General features: G+C 54.2%; 15 protein-coding genes. 5 read left to right on the top strand and 10 right to left on the bottom strand.

The annotated features are described in order from the left end of the window. The 5 genes from L5470_RS06775 to L5470_RS06755 all read right to left on the bottom strand — a co-directional run bounded on the left by L5470_RS06775 (position 1) and on the right by L5470_RS06755 (position 3,383). Complete coding sequence (locus L5470_RS06775) at positions 1 to 450, bottom strand: DUF29 domain-containing protein (RefSeq protein ID WP_099798872.1); 450 nt, start codon at positions 448 to 450, stop codon at positions 1 to 3. Position 451: 1 nt separating this feature from the next. Then, positions 452 to 919: a DUF29 domain-containing protein gene (locus L5470_RS06770; RefSeq protein ID WP_099798873.1), complete on the bottom strand. Its 468-nt coding sequence runs from the start codon at positions 917 to 919 to the stop codon at positions 452 to 454. A 112-nt stretch (positions 920 to 1,031) separates the two neighbouring features. Continuing rightward, positions 1,032 to 1,682, bottom strand: a complete 651-nt coding sequence (locus tag L5470_RS06765) for a hypothetical protein (RefSeq protein ID WP_499498995.1) — start codon at positions 1,680 to 1,682, stop codon at positions 1,032 to 1,034. A gap of 110 nt (positions 1,683 to 1,792) precedes the next feature. After that, the gene (locus L5470_RS06760) at positions 1,793 to 2,494 is read right to left on the bottom strand and encodes an esterase/lipase family protein (RefSeq protein ID WP_099798052.1); all 702 of its coding nucleotides are present in this window, start codon (positions 2,492 to 2,494) and stop codon (positions 1,793 to 1,795) included. Positions 2,495 to 2,501: 7 nt separating this feature from the next. Further along, positions 2,502 to 3,383, bottom strand: a complete 882-nt coding sequence (locus L5470_RS06755; protein WP_198406108.1) for an MBL fold metallo-hydrolase — start codon at positions 3,381 to 3,383, stop codon at positions 2,502 to 2,504. Between the two features lie 598 nt (positions 3,384 to 3,981). Between L5470_RS06755 and mraY the strand changes: the two genes are divergently transcribed. The 3 genes from mraY to L5470_RS06740 all read left to right on the top strand — a co-directional run bounded on the left by mraY (position 3,982) and on the right by L5470_RS06740 (position 10,916). Next, positions 3,982 to 5,091: a phospho-N-acetylmuramoyl-pentapeptide-transferase gene (gene mraY, locus L5470_RS06750; RefSeq protein ID WP_499498992.1), complete on the top strand. Its 1,110-nt coding sequence runs from the start codon at positions 3,982 to 3,984 to the stop codon at positions 5,089 to 5,091. A 93-nt stretch (positions 5,092 to 5,184) separates the two neighbouring features. After that, entirely contained in the window at positions 5,185 to 9,891 is a 4,707-nt protein-coding gene (locus L5470_RS06745; RefSeq protein WP_499498990.1) for a translocation/assembly module TamB domain-containing protein, read from the top strand. A gap of 134 nt (positions 9,892 to 10,025) precedes the next feature. Then, positions 10,026 to 10,916, top strand: coding sequence for a hypothetical protein (locus tag L5470_RS06740; protein WP_499498988.1), 891 nt, complete (start codon positions 10,026 to 10,028; stop codon positions 10,914 to 10,916). A gap of 34 nt (positions 10,917 to 10,950) precedes the next feature. Here the strand turns inward: L5470_RS06740 and L5470_RS06735 are convergent, their stop codons facing one another. From L5470_RS06735 to L5470_RS06720, 4 genes are all read right to left on the bottom strand, one after another. After that, the gene (locus tag L5470_RS06735) at positions 10,951 to 12,780 is read right to left on the bottom strand and encodes a P-type ATPase actuator domain-containing protein (protein ID WP_499498986.1); all 1,830 of its coding nucleotides are present in this window, start codon (positions 12,778 to 12,780) and stop codon (positions 10,951 to 10,953) included. A gap of 126 nt (positions 12,781 to 12,906) precedes the next feature. Continuing rightward, complete coding sequence (cobT, locus tag L5470_RS06730; protein WP_499498984.1) at positions 12,907 to 14,022, bottom strand: nicotinate mononucleotide-dependent phosphoribosyltransferase CobT; 1,116 nt, start codon at positions 14,020 to 14,022, stop codon at positions 12,907 to 12,909. Positions 14,023 to 14,024: 2 nt separating this feature from the next. Further along, the gene (gene pgeF, locus L5470_RS06725) at positions 14,025 to 14,798 is read right to left on the bottom strand and encodes a peptidoglycan editing factor PgeF (protein ID WP_499499025.1); all 774 of its coding nucleotides are present in this window, start codon (positions 14,796 to 14,798) and stop codon (positions 14,025 to 14,027) included. Beyond that, positions 14,798 to 15,481: a DUF1345 domain-containing protein gene (locus tag L5470_RS06720; RefSeq protein ID WP_499498982.1), complete on the bottom strand. Its 684-nt coding sequence runs from the start codon at positions 15,479 to 15,481 to the stop codon at positions 14,798 to 14,800. Before L5470_RS06720 ends, pgeF begins: the two co-directional genes overlap by 1 nt. 554 nt (positions 15,482 to 16,035) lie before the next feature. Here L5470_RS06720 and L5470_RS06715 point away from each other — a divergent pair. After that, the gene (locus tag L5470_RS06715; protein ID WP_499498980.1) at positions 16,036 to 17,034 is read left to right on the top strand and encodes a hypothetical protein; all 999 of its coding nucleotides are present in this window, start codon (positions 16,036 to 16,038) and stop codon (positions 17,032 to 17,034) included. Between the two features lie 252 nt (positions 17,035 to 17,286). Here the strand turns inward: L5470_RS06715 and L5470_RS06710 are convergent, their stop codons facing one another. Beyond that, positions 17,287 to 18,633 carry a cobyrinic acid a,c-diamide synthase CobB gene (locus L5470_RS06710; RefSeq protein WP_499498979.1) on the bottom strand — a complete coding sequence of 449 codons (1,347 nt, stop codon included), beginning with the start codon at positions 18,631 to 18,633 and terminating at the stop codon, positions 17,287 to 17,289. Positions 18,634 to 18,799: 166 nt separating this feature from the next. On the opposite strand from L5470_RS06710, the gene L5470_RS06705 reads away from it, so the two are divergent. After that, positions 18,800 to 21,001, top strand: a complete 2,202-nt coding sequence (locus tag L5470_RS06705; protein WP_499498977.1) for a phosphoketolase family protein — start codon at positions 18,800 to 18,802, stop codon at positions 20,999 to 21,001. The last annotated feature ends 8 nt before the right edge of the window (positions 21,002 to 21,009 follow it).

The following is a 21,009-nucleotide window of genomic DNA, read 5'->3' as shown; positions in this document are numbered from 1 at the left end:
TCAGATCATTGAATTCAAATCAGCGGGAAAATTTGGATCGAACAGTTGCTCGCATGTATAAGGACAAGTCTTCGGCAAATCCTCATAATCCAAGGGAGTCTCTAGCCGTACTAGATCGACTCCAGCTTTATATCCCTTAGCGATCGCCTCTAACAAATAGGGCTTGAGGCTAGGGTTTTCGTCCAACAGATCTTCGATTTCACGACGTTGGATTTGAATGGTCACGCGCCAGCTTTTGCTGCGCTTGTCGGGCTGATAATCCCACTTCAAAAGATGCCCAATTAAAACACCGAGTCGGTTTCTCAGTTCCTGACGCTGTTGCTTCCCCAATGACTCAATTTCCTCCACCAAATTTGGGATGTCCAGATGCTTAAAATCGCCTTCCTTAAGCAACTTTGACTGCTCCAGTGTCCAGGCGTAAAAATCAGTTTCATAGAGATTGGATGGCATACTAATTCTCCTCAGTGGATTGCAGCCAAAAGTCATTATTCAATAATTGCTCGATGGCGCGATCGTAACTCCATGCATCCGGAAAAGAGACTTGAGGATATTCCTTCCGTACATTTTTAAGCGCAATTTGCCAAGCCTTATCAAAACTGAGTTCCCATCGATTGCTTAAGCTCGGTGCGGTATCTAATAAAACTTCTAGTTCCGAACGCTGAGTCCGAATTGTTCGCTCCCATCCATTGTAGTCACCGGGCAAGTTCACATATAACCGTTTTAATAAATGTTCTAGTAAAACAATTAAACGACTAATCAATTCCTTTTTCTGAGAGATCCCCAATGCCTCTACCTCTTCGATCAAATGCTCAATATCCAGATGGTCAAAGTCCCGTGCTTTCAGCTTGGCAACCGTATCTTCTGACCACAACAAAATATCTTGGTCATAGAGGGAGCTTAGATTTGGGGTTTGAGACATTAGAGAATCTCCTTAACGATCTATGGCGGTTGTCTATTCGGTTAGGACAAATTTTGGCTTCTACACTGCGGCAGTTCTCCCTCACATCGGGTAGGGCTGGAAGCCCCGTACTTCAGTGCGGGGAGGAAAGCTCCTTTAGCAACTTCAGTTGTTTTAGGTTATAATTGTACTGCGGACACCAGAAACGGTTGTTCAAGGCACTGGTAACGGTCGATTGGGGGTGTTGTAAACCACCCCAGAGGCTCGCGGTTGGCTTGCTAACTGCAGGGCTACTAAAAGCTCTCTGCTTTAGCTGGGAGTAGTTTACAAACGTATCGCCAATCACAAGACTGGTTAAGTGTTTGGGATTATCAAACACCATGTTAGTCAGACCGCGCTGAAACCCATTATTGGCATCAATAAACCAACCACTAGCAAAGGCATTGCCACCAAAGCTAATGACCAGTTCTCCGCCTACCTCCAAAGTTTCAAAATCTTGCCAGTTCACCCCATAGTTCAGATAGGCACTCAACGGCTGACTGTAGAGAATGCCGCTAGGTGCGTTACTGGGGTTAAAGTTGACCACGCCCGTTTCTAGGGCTGCTGCAGGTGTTTGCAGCCGCAATATCAGTGCTGCATCATCCCGCTCAAAGGTAATGTCCGGCGCAAGGGACCGGAGAGAAACGTGCTCAACCCCAGCAATAATTTCGCGATCGCCCCCAAGATTGCGCAGCCCAGCATTGACTAAATCCTGCCATGGGATCCACACCTTATGTCGGCTCAAAAAAACAAAATCTGGCTGTGGAGAGCCGTTGACCACTTTAGAAAAGGAATTTTAGGCTGGGTCATCAATCAAAGATTTGAAGCGGAGGGGTCTTGCGGTTTTTGCTCAAGCTAAATGTCTAAATAAGACTGCCATGAGGCGATGATTTCAGGGGAGCCGTACCACGGGGCATCGGGGCGATCGCGCAGCCGACTGCGAGGGGCGTGCAATACACCGTCATAGGTCAGGTTGTGTGCCCCTGCCAAGTGCGAAGCGGCTACGGGGGTAACCCCATCTCCCCAGCAGGCGCCTTCCCCAGAGGTGAGTTTATAGCTTTGATAGGTAAACCAATTGGCAAAGGAGCCGTAGGGTGTACCATAAATGGCTTTGCCCGCCAAACAAACATAGCGAATGTGGGAGTAGTACGCCCCTGGATAGGTTGTATTGACAAACTCGAGATTACGGCGCGTCCAGCGTTCTTGACTGGTGTGGGGGGTGCCTAAGGTAATGAGGGTACGCACCCGCTGCTGCCCTGCCCATACCTGCCCCTCATAGGGCTGATCGCCAAGGTAAATCCGACTAATCCAGCCCCCTGCGGAATGGCCAATCAGTGTGACATGACTTGCACCACTGGTAGTTAAGACAGATTGAACAGTTGCTTCTAAGACTCGCAAAATAGGGGTCACAGGTCGGCCGCCCAAGGTAGGCAGCCATGAGCGCACCTTTAGCGGCACCACTTCGACTATCCACCCCAGCCGTCGCAACTCATCCCGGAGAGGATAGTAATCCGAAGCAGGGGCTAGATATCCCGGCAGAATAACGACAGGTAACACGGTGAGTTTAGCTTGCTTGAGCCGTCGCTGGGAAGTGTATCACATTTGGATAGACGGAGATGACTAAGCCTTCCCGTGCCAAGAGGGTTTGGGGGAACCGCTCTCGCGCTAGGTCACCAATGACATCAAGGAAATCATCATCGTGGCTGGGATCGTGATGGAATAGGATGAGCTGCTTGACGCTAGCCGCTGCCGCTAATTTAATGGCTTCTTGCCATGTGGAGTGCCCCCAACCAACTTTGCTTTGACGGGGATGGTAATATTCCTCGTCGGTGTAGGTAGCATCGTAGATCATGACATCGGCGTGATCGGCCAAGGCTAAGGCGCCGGGATGGAGTTGATCGGGTAAATGCTCTGTGTCGGTGATGTAGGCCACATGGATCCCCTGCCAACTCACACGGTAACCCACGCCACCCCCCGGATGGTGCAACGCTTGATTGCTGACTGTAACCCCGTCCCCTAGGGGCACCTGCTCGCCAATCTCTAGATCGCGAAAGTGAAGGTCGCCCCCCATAATCTGTAAGGGAACCGGAAAGTTAGGATGTAGCATCTGATCGTTGAGACGGCGCTCAATACCCTGACCATTTTGACCCGGAACGGCGTAGATGTGAAATTGGTTCCCCGGAACGAAGGCGGGCTGAAAAAAGGGAAACCCTTGAATGTGATCCCAGTGGGTATGGGTAAAAAAGAGGTGGGCAGAAACGGGCAATTGCGCCATCAGGTGCTCGCCTAAAACCCGTAACCCTGTACCGCCATCAAAAATAATGCGCTGACCGTTGGCTTGGATTTCCACACAGGGGGTATTCCCGCCATAGCGAACGGTGTGAGAACCCGGAGAGGGGATGCTGCCGCGCACCCCCCAAAAACGAACGGTGAGAGGGTTGAACATGAGGGTCTATCAGAAACCTTACTGCTTAGTGTGCCACAGAACACACAGATCCCCTGTGACGTAGATCAGCAAAGGGGTGTGACAGCAGTTCCAAATGTGGAATTTTATCCATGCTTATAGGAGTGATGTGGGCGGGCTAAAACCCCTCCGCTTTAGCGAGGGGATACAGCCAACTCAGGGGGCTTTAGCCCTCTCTATGTGTTAAACTAGAGACGTGGAAAGTAGGCGTATCAACTACGCGAAGAAACATCCTAGTACGGAGAAATCCCGGCAAGTAAGTCACTACCGCTTTGGCGGCAAGCCTAAACCACTGCAAGCAATGGCAGGATGTTGAGCGTATCGAACTGGCTAGTGTTGAAAAGTGCGAAACCACAAACCGAACATAAACGTAGTCCCAATAGCAGAGATGCTTGAGGTGAGTAGGGGGTCTTTGACTGCTCCCACCCGCATTAAGTTGTGGGTGACAGCTCAAGGGAAAAGCGAAGCAACGCGGCTTCAGCCCGTTGCGTAGCATCCTTTGGGAATCCCCTCTCTTTCAAGGAGGGGAGAAGTCAATCCTAACTACTAATTGCTAGAGTGATGCGCTGGTGAAGCAACAATGCCCCCAACAAAAACGGCTGTGGCACCGCAGTTCTTGACTGGGTGGTGGCTGTTTGGCCTCCTGAGTGCGGGTTTACTCATGGCTGCCGTTGCCTATGATGTCGGTGGCGATCGCTGGGACGCACCCCTGCAAACCTTGACCTTGCCACTGCTGGTGAGCTTTACTTTGACAGTGCTGATCGGTGTTGGGGTTGTGCCGTTACTGCGGCAGCTAAAAACGGGACAGGTGATTCGTGAAGATGGCCCCCAATCTCACCTGAAAAAGTCGGGTACGCCGACAATGGGGGGGATTTTTTTTGTACCCACAGGGTTACTCTTAGCTGTCCTCTGGGCATCTCTGGCTGTGGGGCAACTCTCAGGGTCGGTGGTGGCGATCGCCCTGCTGGCGGTTTGGTACGCTGCCATTGGCTGGKGGGATGACTGGCAAGTGTTACGACGCAAATCCAATAGGGGGATGTCTGCGCGGCTGCGGTTGCTTCTGGAAGCGGTGGGGGCTGCGCTTTTTTGTGCATGGCTAGTGGGCACTCAACCGGCGGCAACAACCATTACTGCACCTTGGGGCTGGGTGTGGCCGCTGGGGGTTGGGTTTATTCCCCTAGCAGTTTTTGTGCCAATGGCGCAGGGGAATGCCCTCAACCTTACCGATGGTCTCGATGGTTTAGCAGGCGGCACCGCAGCGATCGCCCTGCTTGCCCTTGGAACAATCATGGGCACTCACCCCGATCTGCAAATTCTCGCAGCCACCATGAGTGGGGCTTGTCTTGGCTTTGTTTGGCACAACCACCATCCAGCGCGGGTCTTTATGGGGGATACCGGCTCGTTAGCGCTAGGGGCAGTGCTAGCGGGGTTGGGGTTAGCCAGTCAGCAGTTGTGGGAACTCTTCATTGTCAGTGGCCTATTTTTTGTGGAATCCCTTTCGGTGATCGCTCAAGTCCTCTACTACAAAGCCACCAAAGGACCTGATGGGGTTGGTAAACGTCTGTTGCGGATGGCACCCTTGCACCACCATTTTGAGTTGGGGGGATGGTCGGAATTGCAGGTGGTGAGCACTTTCTATGCCGTGGTCGCTGTTTTAGGGTTGCTGGGCTGGTTGGTTCAGCGCACCTGATCTGCGCACTCACATCCGAAAGACAACCGCCAATCTTCCGTATTAGGATGAAGCCGGTAGGTGGATTGGCATGGTGTGAGGGATTCATCAATCATGACACAGCAATCGCAAGCATCTCGCTGGGGTCGTCGGCAGCGCCTGTGGGGCACGGCTGTTGTCCTCGTGGGTGCAGCGGCGATCGCTGGCGGCGTGCGAGCGTGGTGGTTTGTGAACTACGAGCTGGCTCCCCAAATGAGTCAACAACTGCAAAAACGCCTGAATCGCCCGGTACAAATTGGCGAGGTTGAGCAGGTTGGGCTAAATTTTATCCGCTTTGGAGCCTCAGAGATTCCCAGCTACACGGCGGCAGGACAAATTGAACCCGACAGCGCCACCCTTAAGGGGATTGAGGTCTCCTTTAACCTGTGGCAAATTCTCACGGGTCAAAAGTTAACCATTGGCATTACCTTACAACAGCCGCAAATTACCATCGTTCAAGATAGTCGTGGGCAGTGGTGGCGTACCGAATTGATGCTGCCGCAGGATCAGGAGACCCCCTTTGACCTTGGTGAGCTATCCCTGCGATTACGCAACGGCTCTGTGGTGGTTCAGCCCTTTGGCAAGCCAGCCTACCGTCTTGAGAACATCCACGGCGCTGTCACCCTCAACCCTGACACTAAAAACTTGGCTCTACGCGGTCAACTAGAGGGAAATTTAGCCACGGGGGGGCAGTGGCGGCTAGAGGGCGACTGGGATCAACCAACTGCAACAGGCGCCTTACACATCCAAGGTAAAGCCATTGCCGTTGCCCTCATTAATGACTTTGGCATTTTACCGGAAACCCTTGTGGTCGAGCGGGGACAACTTGACGGCCACATCAGCGTGGCATTCCCCCTCACGGATACCCCAGACATTACTGGCCAAGTGTGGTTGCGGGGGGCAGATCTGCGCAGCACAGACGTGCCCCAAAGCCTCAAGAACGTGAATGCCCATCTGCAATTACAGGGCGATCGCGTCCGGCTGCACTACCTCCGGGGAGAAGTAGCCAATGTGAAATGGCACGCCAAAGGGACAGTGGGACTACAGACCGGCTGGCAGATTGATGCGGAAGTCGGCACGCTGGATTTAGCACCGACCTTGAGCGCCTTCAACCTAGAGCCTCCTGTGCCCTTAGGCGGTCGAGTTCACATTCCCCGCTTGGAAATTCGCGGTGCTCTCGATAATCCCAACGTGCAAGGGGAAATCCGCAGCCAAACCCCCCTAAACGTGGATCAATTCCGTCTGCAATCGGTCACTCTTCCCTTTGTTGCCTCCCTAGAGGGCCTACAGCTTACGAATGCTGTGGCTGAGCTGCAAAGCGGTGGCACGCTGAATGCTGACCTGAGGTTGCAGCCGAATGGGACGTTCCAAGGGCGTGCCCAGGTTCGTCACGTTGCCCTGGATGCGATCGCCGCTGCCTATGACGTAGCATCCCCAATTCCCTTGGGGCGTGGCTTTGCCCAAATAGATTTTGGCGGTGATGTGGCTGCCCCTGAAACCTGGTTGGCCAAGGCAGCGTTTGAATTGCCGACGGCTCAGTATCCCCTCAGGGGCGTGGCTCAGATCAACCAAACTCAACTCTTGGTGCCGAATTTTCAGGTGCAATTGCGCCCCGGCGTTCTGCAAGGTCGCGCCCAAGCGGTGGCCGGGCGATGGCAACTGGAGGCAACGGCGCACAACGTGGCTCTGCGCCAGTTTAGCGACCAAGTCCATGGGCAATTAAACGGAGAGGCGATCGCCCAAGGGCGCATTGATGAGCTAAACCTTGGTGCCATAACAGCTCAAGCTAACCTGAGGGTCAGCCCAACCCCCACCGGTGATCCCCTGCTGGCGCGCTTAGGGTGGGATGGCCAACAGCTACGCCTCCAAGAGGCTACCTTGGGGGGAGTGCGTGCCCAAGGGACGATTGCGGTGGATGTGGATGCCCTTGCCCTCGGGCAGGTGAACCTAGGGGTACAGGCAGACAACCTTTCCCTAGGGGCTTTAAGTGGGCTGTTTACGCCGGCTGTGCCTATCCCCGTCGCGATCGCCGGCACCAGTAGCCTGCAAGGACACCTCAGCGGCACGTTAGGCTCTCTTCAGTTTCAGGGAACGCTGCAAACTCGGCAGTTGGCCGTAAACGACCTGCGCTTTGCACCACTTCTGCGCGGTACCGTGGCCTTGAGTCAACAGCAGGGGGGATCGTTGCGCTTGCAGGGAGGGGGCGATCGCCTTGAGCTACACCTTGACAGTGCGTGGCAACCCCAGTCCTTCGAGATTCAGCAGCAGCAAGCGCGGCTTGTTGGCCAGCGTCAAGAGGAGGCGTTGGCCATTCGCCTGCAGCAGTTTCCCCTTGAGCGTCTGCGCATCGTGCCACCGCAATTACCGGAAACCGCCATCATTGCTGGTACTGCATCAGGGCAACTGCGCCTACAAGGGTGGAGCAGTGGCCAAGGCAGCCTCAGCATTGAGCGCCCGGGGCTAGGGGCATGGCGGGGCGATCGCCTCGATTTTCAGTTTGCCCTTGCCCCCAATCGCCTCAGCCTCGGGCAAGGAGAGTTCCAAAAAGGCGAGAGTCAATACCAGTTTAGTGCCGATTTGCAACCCCAACGCTTAGCCGCTCAGCTTAGGATTGCTCAGGGGAATTTGGAAGACCTCACAGGCTTGGCCACCGTTTTGGGGCTAGGTAACACTAAGACCTATGGCAGCGCCGCCGACTTGGGAACCCCCTCTGCTGGGGCAGGGCCAGATGCACTGCTGCTCACCCAAATTCGTCGCTTAGCAGAAATTGAAATGCTGCAAGCCCAAGCTGCCCTTGTGCGTCGCCCGCACCTCATCCCCCCCCTGTCTAAGCTGCAGGGGGACTTCAGCGGCCAGATCAGCCTCAGCCAAACTCCCCAGTCAGGTCTAGTGGCGAACTTTGATCTCAGCGGTCAAGACTGGCAGTGGGGGAACTATGCCATTGATCGCATCCTTAGTCGCGGGCGTTTTGCCCAACAGCAGTTAGTCCTCTCCACCATGGAGGTGGTAGCCAATGGCGGCCAACTGCAATTGAACGGCACCATCGGTGGCAGCACTCAAAAGGCTCAACTCACTCTGCAACAGTTTCCCATCAGTACCTTTGCCAGCCTCCTCCCTCCAGGCATTGACCTTGAGGGAACCGTCAATGGCCATGCGGTGATCACAGGCACGTGGCAGCGACCCATTTTTGTGGGGGAAGCCTCCCTTGGCGATGCCCGCCTCAATCAGCGTCCCCTTGAAGCGGCCAATGCCACCTTCCGCTATGGCCAGAATCGTTTGGCACTGCAAGCAGTCGCCCGTTTTGATACCCCTGAACCCCTCACCATTACTGGCTCTGTGCCCCTGCCGTACCCCCTCGACCCCGATCCCCTCCCAGACCAGCAACTCGCCCTTGATGTGGCCATCAAAGATGAAGGTCTCTCATTAATTAACGCCTTTACGGATCAGGTGCAGTGGCAGCAGGGGAAAGGCACCTTACAAGCTCAACTGCGGGGTACCTGGCAGCAGCCTCTGATCAATGGCGTGCTGAGTGTCGATGACGCAGTGCTGAAAACGCCCACCTTTACGGCTCCCTTGACCAACGTCAGTGCGCGGGTACGCTTTGATCGCGATCGCCTACGGGTTGATGGTATCCAAGGAGTCTTTAGCCAAGGTCAAATTACGATGGCCGGGGTCTTACCGATTCAGCAGCCCCTTGCTGCCGATGATGTCGATGCTGAAACCCCTTTAACCATTATGCTCAATCAACTCCAAGTGAATGCTAGGGAGATTTATCAGGGCACCGTCAACGGCACCTTAGTGATTACTGATACCCTGCTGAGTCCGGATATTGGCGGTAGCGTCCAGCTCAGCCGTGGTCGCCTCGACCTAGGGGCGATCGCTGGCTTCGGCAATGGCAATGGTGCTCCTACTGCTCGCACGCCCCTCTTTGAGCAACCCGTCTTTGAGAACTTACAAATTCAACTGGTCGATACCCTACAGGTCACCCGTGCGCCCTTTCTCAATCTCAACGCCACGGGGAGCCTGACCCTCAATGGTGCCCTTGACACGCTTCAGCCCGCTGGGGAAATCCGCCTCACCAGCGGTCAGCTTAACCTATTTACTACCCTCTTTTTATTGCAACGACGCCGGGATAATTATGTTCGCTTTACCCCTGCTAACGGTCTTGACCCTGACCTAAACCTTACCCTTGCCGCAACCGCCACCGAAGTTTTTACCCCCGGCACCACCCGGCTAGGAGACTTTGGCACCGCAACCGCCACGAGTATTGGCACCCTCAACACCGTGCGCATTACCGCTCGTATCAATGGTCGTGCCAGCCAATTCCAAACCAACCTACCGGCAGTGCTCGAACTGTCTAGTAGCCCTCCCCGCAGTAATGCGGAGTTGCTGACCTTGATGGGGGGAGGGGCAAGTAGCGATCAAAATCAAGTCAGTGGCGAAGCTCTTGTGGCCAATATTGCTGGCTCCGCCCTGTTTAATAACCTCCAAGCTGCCATCGACCGCGCCACCGGCAACCGTACCTCCTTTCGGATTTTTCCGGCGGTGGTGCCACCGGATCGCAAGGCGCAATCCTCTACCCCTGCCTTGGCCGTTGGTGCAGAAGTGGGCTTTCAGATCAATAACTTTACCTCTGTGTCGCTGCTGCAATTGTTAACAGCCCCATCAGACCCCACACGATTTAACCTAGGCTTTCAGGTGAACGAGCACATCCGCTTAGGATCGCAAATTAGCACCAATGGCGAGGGGACAGGTTTTCTTGAGTTTCGCCGCCGCTTTTAGACGGCAGGCAAACCTTAAGATTTTTTCCCTAGGTTGGCTCTAGAAACCTTTGTTAGCTTTGCAGTATCGTCATGTTGCTGTTTGCAAGCAAGATGGCAAGAGTGTCTTAAATTTCTTCTCGCCACCGCACCCGCATGGATCTAGAGTATGAGCTTCTGGATACGGGGATTTTTGAGGGCGATCGCTACTTTGATGTGTTTATTGAATATGCCAAGGCTGCACCTAACGATCTTTTAATTCAAGTGAGTATTCACAACCGCGGCGATCACGCGGCTGAGCTCAACGTCTTACCCACCCTCTGGTTCCGTAACACGTGGAGTTGGCACCCCGATTACACCCCCCGCAAACCGGAACTAAAACAGATGGATGCCACTAAGGTGCGAGCACGCCATGAGGCGCTTGGCGAGTATGCATTCGTGAGCGATCGCCCCGTCCCCTTCCTATTTACTGAGAACGAAACCAACGTCGAGCGCCTCTTTAACCAGCCAAACCCCTCCCCCTACGTCAAAGATGGTATTCACCGCTACGTTATCCACGGAGAAAAGAGCGCTGTGAACCCGGGTAAGGTAGGCACCAAAGTTGCCGCCCACTACACACTCACCATTCCTGCCCAAGGGGTCGAGACCATTCAACTACGGCTATTTCAAGACGGTAGCTCCACCAGCGGTGCTTTTGGCCAAGCCTTTAACGACCAACTGCAAACTGCCATTGCCGAGGCAGACGCCTTTTACCATCACCTCATTCCTGATGAGTGCACGGCGGATCAGCGCAACATTATTCGCCAAGCCTGCGCTGGCATGCTGTGGACTAAGCAGTACTACTACTATCCCGTAAACTACTCCCAGCTAAAGCAGGGAGCTTTTAGTAGCCCTGCAGTTAGCAAGCCAACCGCGAGCCTCTGGGGTGGTTTACAACACCCCCAATCGACCGTTACCAGTGCCTTGAACAACCGTTTCTGGTGTCCGCAATACAATTATAACCTAAAACAACTGAAGTTGCTAAAGGAGCTTTCCTCCCCGCACTGAAGTACGGGGCTTCCAGCCCTACCCGATGTGATCCTTAGGGTGCAAAGGCCAACTGAGGTATGCTAGGGCGCGCGTGTTGGGTCGTGGGTAACGAGGGGGCTGGCCTAGAGGGCAATAATTCAGTGCGGAACTGGGGAGCGTCGCCATGGAGAAATTCTGCCATAAAGGCAGTGACATTATTGGTGACTACGTTGACCACAGGATGCAGCCCCAAAAACATACCGCCAAAGGTGACAGCGAGGTTAGGCAAGGTAATTAAGGCAACATTTTGGTAGGTACGCTCTAGGGCATCCCGGGCTAGGGCAATGCCACGACTAAGCGCCGCCCACTCCGGATCGAGCAAGACGACAACTTTGGCATTGGGGGTAAAGGTGGAAGGCGCCCAGCGAATTGGCAGCCACTGATCTAGGGGACAACTACAGGCTTCCCCAAAGCTGAGCCAGCCCACACGGTACTGTTTGCCCTGCAGATAGCACTGTAAATCGCTAAGGCGATCTGAGGTGAGGTCTGTGGCTCCCTCCATGGGGACGGTATGCGCCTCTGGATGCACCACGTAGGTGGCTATGCCGATACGTCGTAGGGTTTGAATCAGGCGTTGACACCCTAAGAGGTCGGGAATGCCTGAGCGACCATCGATAATTAAACAATCCAGTTGGGCAAGATATTCGAGGGTGCCAGCGGTTGGCAGGTAAACCCCTTGCTGCACGGCAAATACTTGGGCAGACAGGAGGACGGTACGCAGTGAGAGTTGGACGCCACTGCCAAAGTCAAATTGCAGGGGGGCGATCGCCGGCCCGTAGGCTCCTGTGGAGAACCACAATGCGGCACTTAGTGCCAAGGTGGGCAAAACAGCATGACGGGCAAATTCTCCTTGCTGGTGTGCTAAGGCACTATCATAGACAGGCTCTGTGTGCAGCAAGTCAGTGATCAAGCCAAGGCGAGTTTGCCAACCCGTGCGGGTGGCTTGCACCTGTAGTTGCCCGGTAATCACTTGGCTACCGGCGTTGAGGGAGTCTCCTGGGCGGACAACCATCACTTGGCGCGAGAGGGCAAAGTGAGCAGGCTCAATTTCGGCGATGCCAACCAAAACCTTACCATCGGCAGGCACTAACTCTCCGGGTTGTAGCCAGAAAATATCCCCAGCTTGGAGTTGTTGGCTTTCAATCGTTAGGGGAACCTGCCCTCGCTCAACCGTAAGGTGCTGATAGTGCTCCATTAAGACACTGGGATAGGCGTGTAATTGCTGTCGTCGGTGGCGATCGCGCACATCTGCCCTCACCCCAACCATCGCAGTTTTTAAGGCGGGKGCTAAAAACTGACCGTTGGCAGTGTGCAGCCCAATCCACAGGCTATCGAGTAAATCGACATTGGGAGGATGCCCTTGGCTGACCTGATGCTCCACGCGCTGAAACCATGGCCACGCACTGGCAAGCACCGCTGCCCCCACGACGACAAAGGGAAGCTCGAACGGCACACTCAACAGTGATACGCCCAAGGCAACAAGGGGTAACCCTAAGCGCTCCCAATCGGTTTCAAGGCGGGCATCGGCCTCCACTTGCGCCTCGTAATCTTCGAGGGCGATCGCATCCGCAGGTGCCGCCGTGGGCGGACATGGCTGGGGAGTGGCAACCGTTGCTTGGCTAAAGCAGCGACTAAGGGCATCGTGGATGGTGTTGGCAGCGAGTAAATGGGGCTGATACTCAACAACCACTGTGGCGGCTTGGCGGTTTAAGCGCACCCGCTCCACAATGGCCAAGGACTCTAGCAACTGCACCACTAGCTCAGCATAGTTGGCATCCCAGCGTAGTCGCGGCACTCGAAACCGTACCCGTCCTACGGTTGCATGGACAATCTGCTGCTCCATTGCACACTGCCTTATACTGGCCACTTCTTCTCAGCTTATAACGTTTGTTTTGGGATCAAAATACAAGCCCTGTTTTACCGCCATCTGAGCGCAAGCTACAGGGTTGCATGTCTGCCTGCAACGTACCTATTCAGCAAGACGCTTATGCCAGCGATCGCCTAGGCTGTCAATGACCGCAACCATCTGCTCGTTGTGCCAATCCGCCAAAAGATGAGCCGCAATACAGCAGCCACCCGCCCCGACTCCTTCCTTGACAAACCCTGCTTCATAGGCTCGAAAGGCGGCATGACGGGAGGTCGTGAAATTCAGTTGGCTATAGAGGAGCGGACACTCAACTCGCGCAGCTAAGGTGCTGATGTGAGCCGTGGTGTCCTCTACAATCCAGCGAGTGGTACCCACAACAATTTGATCAGGCCGCCAAGGTAACTGCTGCCACCGGGCGATCGCCTGCGCCAAGGCATACACTGCAATCATTTGTGACCCCCCGGCCAAAAGAACAGCGCAGGTTTGACTAGCGCGTAAAACCATGGCGGCAACAACCACTTGCATCGGATCACCAATGGCCGCCACACAGGCCAAAGGGCCTGGATTGGGGGGTAACTGGCTCAGCCCCTGCTGGACAATCTGCCACTTTTGCCCATGGTTACTCTGGCGATGGCTACTGCCCACACAGTACTGTGCCGTAACTCCCAAGCTTTCGCACAGTGCCAAAGCAGTGGTTGTGCCCGCAACAACGCATTCACCAATTACCAGCCAAGGGTGGGCTTGGCTCAACCGTTCGCCCCACCGCCATCCTTGATGCCACAAATGCTCAACCGTCGCGCGATCCATGGCTTGCCCTGTACTCACACACCGCGCGGGCGCTCCCCCTAGGTCAATCATTTGCACCAACCCTGGTGCTGGCAGGCCAGCATTAAAAACGTAGAGGGGGAGATCGAGGGATTCGATGAGGGCACGGCTAATAAGGGCGGGGGAGGCTCCCTCAATCAGGGGGGGAAGGGGGTACTGGTAGCGGGGTTGAACCCCCCTGAGTAAAAATTCGCCATCGGCTAGGGCAGTATAGCGGCGATCGGTGGCAGTTTTCCCTGCTGCTGAAATTCCGGGAATTAAGGCAGTTTCCGTAAAGCCTAGGACACAAATGATCGCTGGTTGTTGACTTTGGGGGCGATCGCCCTTGTGAGTGCACCGCAGGCGATCGCACCACCGCAGAGCAATGTCTTGTCCCCACGCCACGCCAATCATGGTTACTGACTAACAATTCCTGACCACTGCACCTGTTTGAGGCGTTCTCGGCGGTAGGAGAAAAAGTAGGTCGCATCTTCGTAGGTACAGTAGGGACACAGCGCTATCTGATCCTCCTGTAGCCCTAATTGCAACAGTTGCAACCGATTGACCCGCGCCACATCAATCCGCAGCCGTTGCGGGTCTGCATCCGTAAACACTACTGCCGGATCCAACCTTGCTAAGGATTGGTAAAGGTCTGTAGAGACCATCGCAGCATCGACCTGATCGGTTACGTCTGTCACGGTTGCCGCCAAAGCATAGGCCACCGGCAAACCCACTTGATATCGCTTACCCTGAATGGCAGGCCCTAGTACCACCCGTAAACTAGCCAACTCGCTACCCAAGGCCTGCATTTGGGCAATTGTTTTCTTGGTGATTTCAGCAGCCGTCCCCCGCCAACCTGCATGAATTGCCGCAACCCGTCCCGTCCTTTGATCAGCAATCAGCAGTGGCACACAATCAGCACTGCACACCCACAGAGCTTGATCCGCCGCCGTGGTAACTAGGGCATCGGCCTCTAAACGGGTTTGCGTGGCCAACACTTCTGCGGCTAAGACAACACGATTGCCATGCACCTGTTGAGTGCGCAGCGGAGGTGCAGTTGACCCCAGTGCCGTCGTGAGGCATTCGAGGGGCTGACCCTGCCAAGTGCGACTAAAGAACCCATGGCGAAAGTCTGATAGCAGGTCACAGGTTAAAAATACCCCCAGTTCAGTGGTTTGCCAGTGCCACATCACCACAAGTCCGCAATGACATTGATCACCAACCCGACAATAACACTGTAGAAAAAGAAGGAGACAATTTGGTGAAACAGCACAAGACGACGAATGCGTCGCCCCTCGATAGAGACATCAGAGGTCTGGGATGTCAGGCTAATCGTAAAGGAGAAATACATAAAATCGAGGTAATCGGGTTCGCCGTCTCCCGGAAAATCCAGACCCCCTGCATAACCAAACTCATTAACGGTATGGTAGTTGTCATCGTAGTAGTAGCGGGCGTACTGCAGTGCAAAGCAGGTGTGAGTTAAAAACCATGCGGCAATGACCGCCCATGTCGCCAAGCTCACCTGCAAGGCCAACAGGGGGTTATTAGGAATTTTGGTATCTGCTAAGAGTAAACCCGTTGCCACAATACTGGCAATGGCCGTAAACACCACCAGCACAAGGATCATGAGCGTGCTAGGTTCCCCCACCTGCGATCGCCGCTGGGTTTGTAAGCTATTGACACTGACGATCATCTTCAGGAGCAACAGCAGGTAGGTAGTGATGCCTACATCCCAAGCAAATAGAAGTCGCTGTCCTAACTCTAGCCAAGTACCCGTAAGGGCAAGGGCAATAACAGCCACCAACAGAGCAAGGATCAGGCGCATTCCCACCTGAAGTTGATCAATCCATCGGCCAATTCGACTGAAGCTCATACAACTCAGCATACCTTGCTATCCGCTGTCTTGAGGATTGGGGAGAGAATTCAGCGTGAACTTAAAGAACTGAGCCAACCAGCACAACGAAAGGTTGGAGATAGCTGCTGCAAGGAAAGAACTTGGCTTCCATAAAACTTGCGAAGTACCTGTCACTATTGTGGAGTGCAGCATTGGGTAGCCCCATACTAGCTTAATAAGATGCAACTAATCTTCAACACTTTTGGGCATCTCTGTGACCTGTGTAATGTGGAATACTAAGCCTCTCAAGACACTTCGATAGAATAGAGTGTAACGGCTAAATTGCTTGCTTTATGTTACGAATTCATCGTTTTGCAAGTGGCAACCAATATACCCTAGTGGGAACTGAGGGCTTTGATCTAGTTGGCCGTCTTATTGCAGGAATTTTTACACTTATTTTTGGCTGGGGGCTATTGATCTCCTTTAACCCAGCCTATATTCAGAATAACCACGCTGCTCTGATTTACAGCGAAAATCTTGCCAGTGACCTCACTAGAAACCTAACCATTGGACTCATTGTATTGGTAATTTTGATGGGTTTACTGACATGGCTGCTATATCTAATGGTGGCTAATTTTATTACGGCGCTGCTTGACTTAAGGGGAGTAGCACGTGTGGCAATGGAGGTATTTTTACTCCGGTTTGTACCAGGAATGGGTACCGTTGTGCTACTGATTGCAGCGTGGCCTGTTAGCCAGTTTGTCCTAACACCAGCAATCATTACCCTGTTAAAGTCACCATCGGGTTTGTGGGTGTATGGGGTTGGCAATCAACTATTGGCATTTTTGATTTTCTATATGTTCTTTAGTCTGCTGGCCTGCGAATATTGGGATAAATTGGAGTTCAAGTTTGATGAGAATACCAAGATTCTTACTGTTAGCTCTTGGCTTGGACTGTCTCTATTTGTTGGCTTAAGCAAGCAGCCTCACAACAATAATTGGCTTTTTACCCCCCTCTTCCATCTACCGAAGTGGGATACTGAGTATTATCAGTTTTCTTTGAGGGCGATCCGTTCGGTTCAGAATTACCAACAGTCCCCTACCTTAGCCATGGATGTCATGGGTACCGTCATTTATCTACCAACGGTTAAGCATTCAACTCAAGCATCCTGTGATCAAACGTTGGCAGCGTTGGCAAACTTCTTAGGGGTACCCCAAGAAGACGAATTGGCAGCTCCGGTTGCTCAGGCAACGATCCGCGTGCCTCAAGATGTCCTCAAGGCCATCACTAAACGAGTTTTACCTCTGAAAGGCGAGGAGGCTTCGCTAGCACTGTTGGTTGCAAGTGCGCTGACTCAGGCATCTCGTGATCAATATGAACTGCGACGCCATCGTGCTGATGATCCAGATTTACTCCTGAGGGCTGGCATTGCTACTTTAGGTGCAGGAGATATCCGCACAGGCCTACAGTATTTAACTGAGGCGGAGCGGCTTTGCCGCTTGAAATTTAAGTATTTCAAACAGATAACTATTGAAAAATACCTGAAGAAAGCCCAAGCATCAGTTCACCAGTCTAGCCCTCCTCGGCATTGAGTATGCCCCTGAAGCGTGTCCCCTTTAGCTTGGCTTCTCTAACTAGCATGAGTCTATTGGGGCAGATAAAATAGCTTGCGTCCTATATCCCCATACCTGTTAGCTTGCTTCCGCGTAGCGGTAGGCAAGGGCTTTACGGCGCTTTTTTGGGTAAACCAGCCTAGAGGTTCCTAGTTGTCTTGCGAGATAACTGGAGGGCTACAGAAAGCCCGCGTTCTATGCGTAGCATCAGCGTTGGGTAGTTTGCGCAGGCTAACACAGATGTGTTGACCTAGAAAAATGCGCTGCCCGTTGCAAAAATTTCATGGCAAATTCTGGGTGGCCTCCCCAGTGCAGATGCAGATAACTGGCATGGACATCATCGCTTCCCCATCCTTCTGGCAAGCTGTTGAGGTACCACAGGGGAGAGAGGGGGGATGGTGTCACCCTAGAGTAGTGAAACTCATGCCCCCACACCTGCTGCCCTTGGTCAACACACGGGGTAGCGTGCAGTGCAGTTGCAGTGCGATAGCCTAGGGTGAGGCGATCGCCCATGTGTGCAACTGTCGGCAGATGCCCCACTAGGGGGTAAACCTGACCCTCTAGGGTGTGAATCCCCTGCGCTAAGTACATTAACCCCCCACACTCGGCATAGACGGGTAACCCACGCTGGAGGCTGTGGCGCAGAGCACTTAAAAAAGACTCATTGGCGCTTAGCTCGGCAGCAAACACCTCAGGAAAGCCACCCCCTAGAATCAGGCCGCTCAGATTGGGGGGGAGGCAAGGATCTCGCAGCGGTGATACCGGAATAAGGGTTGCTCCTAGGGTGCGTAACACATCTAAGGCATCGGTGTAATAGAAGTGAAACGCAGCATCTTGGGCAATACCAATGTTGAGGGGAGAGGGAAGAGGGGGGAGAGAGGAGAGGGGAGGGGAGAGAGAGGAGAGGGGAGCGCAAAGGGGTTCGAGGTGTAACCAATCAAAGCAGGTGCAACCAAGAACAGCTAGGCGATCGCCCACGGCTTGAAACGCTGCTGACTCGTGGGGTGGAACTAACCCAAGGTGGCGGCTGGGTAGGGCAAGCTGCTGATCGCGGTAGAGGACACCAAGGACGGGGATACCAAGGGGCGCAAGGGCATCTTCTAAAATTTGGCGGTGGCGATCGCTGCCGACGCGATTGAGAACGACTCCGGCAATTCTCAGGGCTGGATGGTAGTGACAAAAGCCATAAACCAAGGCTGCGACCGATGCTGCCTGTTTTTGCACATCCAAGACCAAGAGGATCGGGGCATTCAGCAATTGGGCAATGGCCGCCGTACTGCCTTCACTGGTGCCACTACGGCCATCAAACAGCCCCATCACCCCTTCAATTAGAACATCATCCGCATCTTGGCTATAGTACCTCGCACAGGTTTGCACATAATCAGCACTGGTGAGGATGGGGTCAAGGTTGTAACAGGGACGGCCACTGATGGCGCTATGAAACAGCGGATCAATGTAATCAGGGCCAACTTTGAAGGTTTGTACCCGCCGCCCTCGCGCTGTTAGAGCCGCATTGAGGGCAAGAGCCACCGTGGTTTTGCCCACACCGCTGCGATCGCCGGCAATCACTAAGGCCATTCCTAATTACATCCCCCTACAAAAATCAATTGATCTGGCCAAGCTACCGCAACCATTGATGAGCAGCCCTATTTACTTTGTTGGGCATACTTTAATTATTGCCGGAGACCGCCGCCACCCCCTTGTAAGATGGAAGATTAAGTGTGCAAGTTAAGGATTGGGTCGTATGACAGCGGTAACTTCGGTGCCCAGCTTCTGTGAAGGAATTCAGTATTTTGGCGACGATTGGCCAGACTGGGAGCACTATGGGCAAACACCGCTGCTGAACCCCCAGCAAACCACGCTCCCAGACCCAGAGTCCCCTGCGGCGGCTTACCAAACCCTCCTCTACGCCGATGCGCTCCGCTACTTAATTTTGMAAATGACCGCCAGTAAAGCCTCGGGGCATCCGGGGGGCTTTGCGAGCCAAGCGGAAGCCTATGCAGCGTTAGTACTGCTGGGGTACAAAAATATCATTACCGAAGTGGGGCACCATGCGCCCGGCTTTTATGCCGCCATGTTCTTGGATCGCTCCCTAGAGCAGATGGGGATTTACACGGTTCAAGACCTGCGCGATCGCTTTCGGGAAAAACACGGGTTATTGGGGCACCTTTCCGGTTATATTCCCGGTATTTTGGCTCCCGCCGGCCCGTTGGGGCAGGGGCAGCACTTCGCAATGGCGGCAGCTTGGCTGCACCGTCACACCCTCTTTCCCTTTACATTGGGCGATGGTGGCCTCGGAGAACCCTACGTGATGAGTGGGATGGCGCATTTCCATACCGCCTTTCCTGAGGTGACCAATTTCTTGCCGGTGCTGGTGTGGAACGGCTTTAGCCAAGAGCACCACAGCATGGTATCCCTGAAAAGTAATCGCGAAATGATGGCCTACTGGCACGGCAATGGCTTTGAGGAAGTGGTGCTGGTGGATGCCAAGGACTTTGATGATGCCAACCAACCGGGAGCCTATGTGGACAGCACCCTCTTTTCCTTTGGGCAACGGCTGGCCTTTACAAAAGCCGTCCTCCTAGGGGTACAGGAGGCGGCGCAATCAGCGCTCTCTGGTAAGCTCACGGTCTTGATTCTCAAGCAGCTTAAAGGGGCAGGGGTGCATGCCAAGGGAGCCAAATCCCACAATCTCTATGCCCAGCACACCCTTGAGAATCCCGACATTGTTAGTGCCCTGAAAGCCCGCGCCCTCTCGCCCTCAGCCTGGGCACTGGTGCGCCACAACTGCGAAGTCGCTGCAGGGGGTTCGGCAGCACGTGTTGCCGTTACAGAACAGGTGCTTGAGCTTCCGCCGTTGGGGGATATTCCCCTCGAAGCCTACGATCTTGGGGAGGCMAAAGTAGCCACTACCGCCATGGGTCGGATGGTGGCAGAGGTGGGAGCGCGCGATCGCCGCTACTTGATCACCAATGCCGATGGTAACGAAGCCTCTGGAATTGGCAACATCAACCAAGCCTTGAAAATCATTCACCCCACAGAGGACCCCCTCTACAACCAAGTTCCCCACGGCCAAGTCTATGAACCCCTCAGCGAAGATGCCTGTGCAGGCTTAGCAGCAGGGTTGTGTTTGATGGGCAGTCGCAGCCTGTGGTGCTCCTACGAGTCCTTTGCCATTAATGGTCTGCCGATTTGGCAAACCGTGACCCAAGCGATGGCCGAACTGCGCCGCCCCACCCCCGCCACTGTAGCCCTCTATACGGCGGGTGCCCTTGAGCAGGGGCGCAATGGCTGGACGCACCAGCGCCCAGAAATTGAAGCCTACTACGCGGCGCTGCTGCGCAATGGCAATGTCTTTGCCCTGTTTCCACCGGATGCGAACAGTATTCAAGTGTGCTATCGCTGGGCACTAACGGCGCAGAATAAGGGGATTGCCATCTTTGCTAGCAAGAGCCCGCTGCCGGTGCGGACGACCTTTGCCCAAACAGAGCAAGGACTGGCGGAGGGCGCGGTGACGCTCTATGAATCCGCCAGTGGGCGCGCTACCTTAGTGCTGGCGGTGCTTGGGGATATGATTTTGAATCCTGTGTATGCGGCTGTGCCCACCTTAGAAGCTGCAGGCTATCGGGTGCGCATTGTCTCGGTCATTAATCCCCGCCGTTTATACCGCCCTAGCGATGTAGCATGGCAAACCTGTGCGGAACCAGACGATGGCTTTGCCGATGAGGCCACCTTTGCCCGTCTCTTTGGGGGTGATGCGCTGTTAGCTATCACCGGTGGTGCTGCTGCTCTTCTGGAGCCGGTGCTGCTGCGAGCCACGGCGCCACGAGATGTACTGGCATGGCAGCGGGGTGAAACCACCGCCAGTGCCTCTGAACTGATGGCCTACAATGGCTTGACCCCAGCGGCCATTTGCGATCGCGCCCATACTCTCCTGAAGCTCTAGATGCAGGA

Origin of the sequence: Synechococcus sp. PCC 6717 (genome assembly GCF_022698185.1) — a bacterium.
Taxonomy (GTDB): domain Bacteria; phylum Cyanobacteriota; class Cyanobacteriia; order Thermosynechococcales; family Thermosynechococcaceae; genus Thermosynechococcus; species Thermosynechococcus lividus.
The sequence above is the reverse complement of the archived record's forward strand: the minus strand, read 5'-3'. Positions and strand labels throughout refer to the sequence as shown.

Coding starts and splice junctions, on each gene's coding strand:
- L5470_RS06720 (WP_499498982.1), bottom strand. CDS start 15,481: ATGAGCTTCAGTCGAATTGGCCGATGGATTGATCAACTTCAGGTGGGA.
- cobT (WP_499498984.1), bottom strand. CDS start 14,022: ATGATTGGCGTGGCGTGGGGACAAGACATTGCTCTGCGGTGGTGCGAT.
- L5470_RS06775 (WP_099798872.1), bottom strand. CDS start 450: ATGCCATCCAATCTCTATGAAACTGATTTTTACGCCTGGACACTGGAG.
- L5470_RS06740 (WP_499498988.1), top strand. CDS start 10,026: ATGGATCTAGAGTATGAGCTTCTGGATACGGGGATTTTTGAGGGCGAT.
- pgeF (WP_499499025.1), bottom strand. CDS start 14,798: ATGTGGCACTGGCAAACCACTGAACTGGGGGTATTTTTAACCTGTGAC.
- L5470_RS06755 (WP_198406108.1), bottom strand. CDS start 3,383: ATGTTCAACCCTCTCACCGTTCGTTTTTGGGGGGTGCGCGGCAGCATC.
- L5470_RS06710 (WP_499498979.1), bottom strand. CDS start 18,633: ATGGCCTTAGTGATTGCCGGCGATCGCAGCGGTGTGGGCAAAACCACG.
- L5470_RS06770 (WP_099798873.1), bottom strand. CDS start 919: ATGTCTCAAACCCCAAATCTAAGCTCCCTCTATGACCAAGATATTTTG.
- L5470_RS06715 (WP_499498980.1), top strand. CDS start 16,036: ATGGGTTTACTGACATGGCTGCTATATCTAATGGTGGCTAATTTTATT.
- L5470_RS06745 (WP_499498990.1), top strand. CDS start 5,185: ATGACACAGCAATCGCAAGCATCTCGCTGGGGTCGTCGGCAGCGCCTG.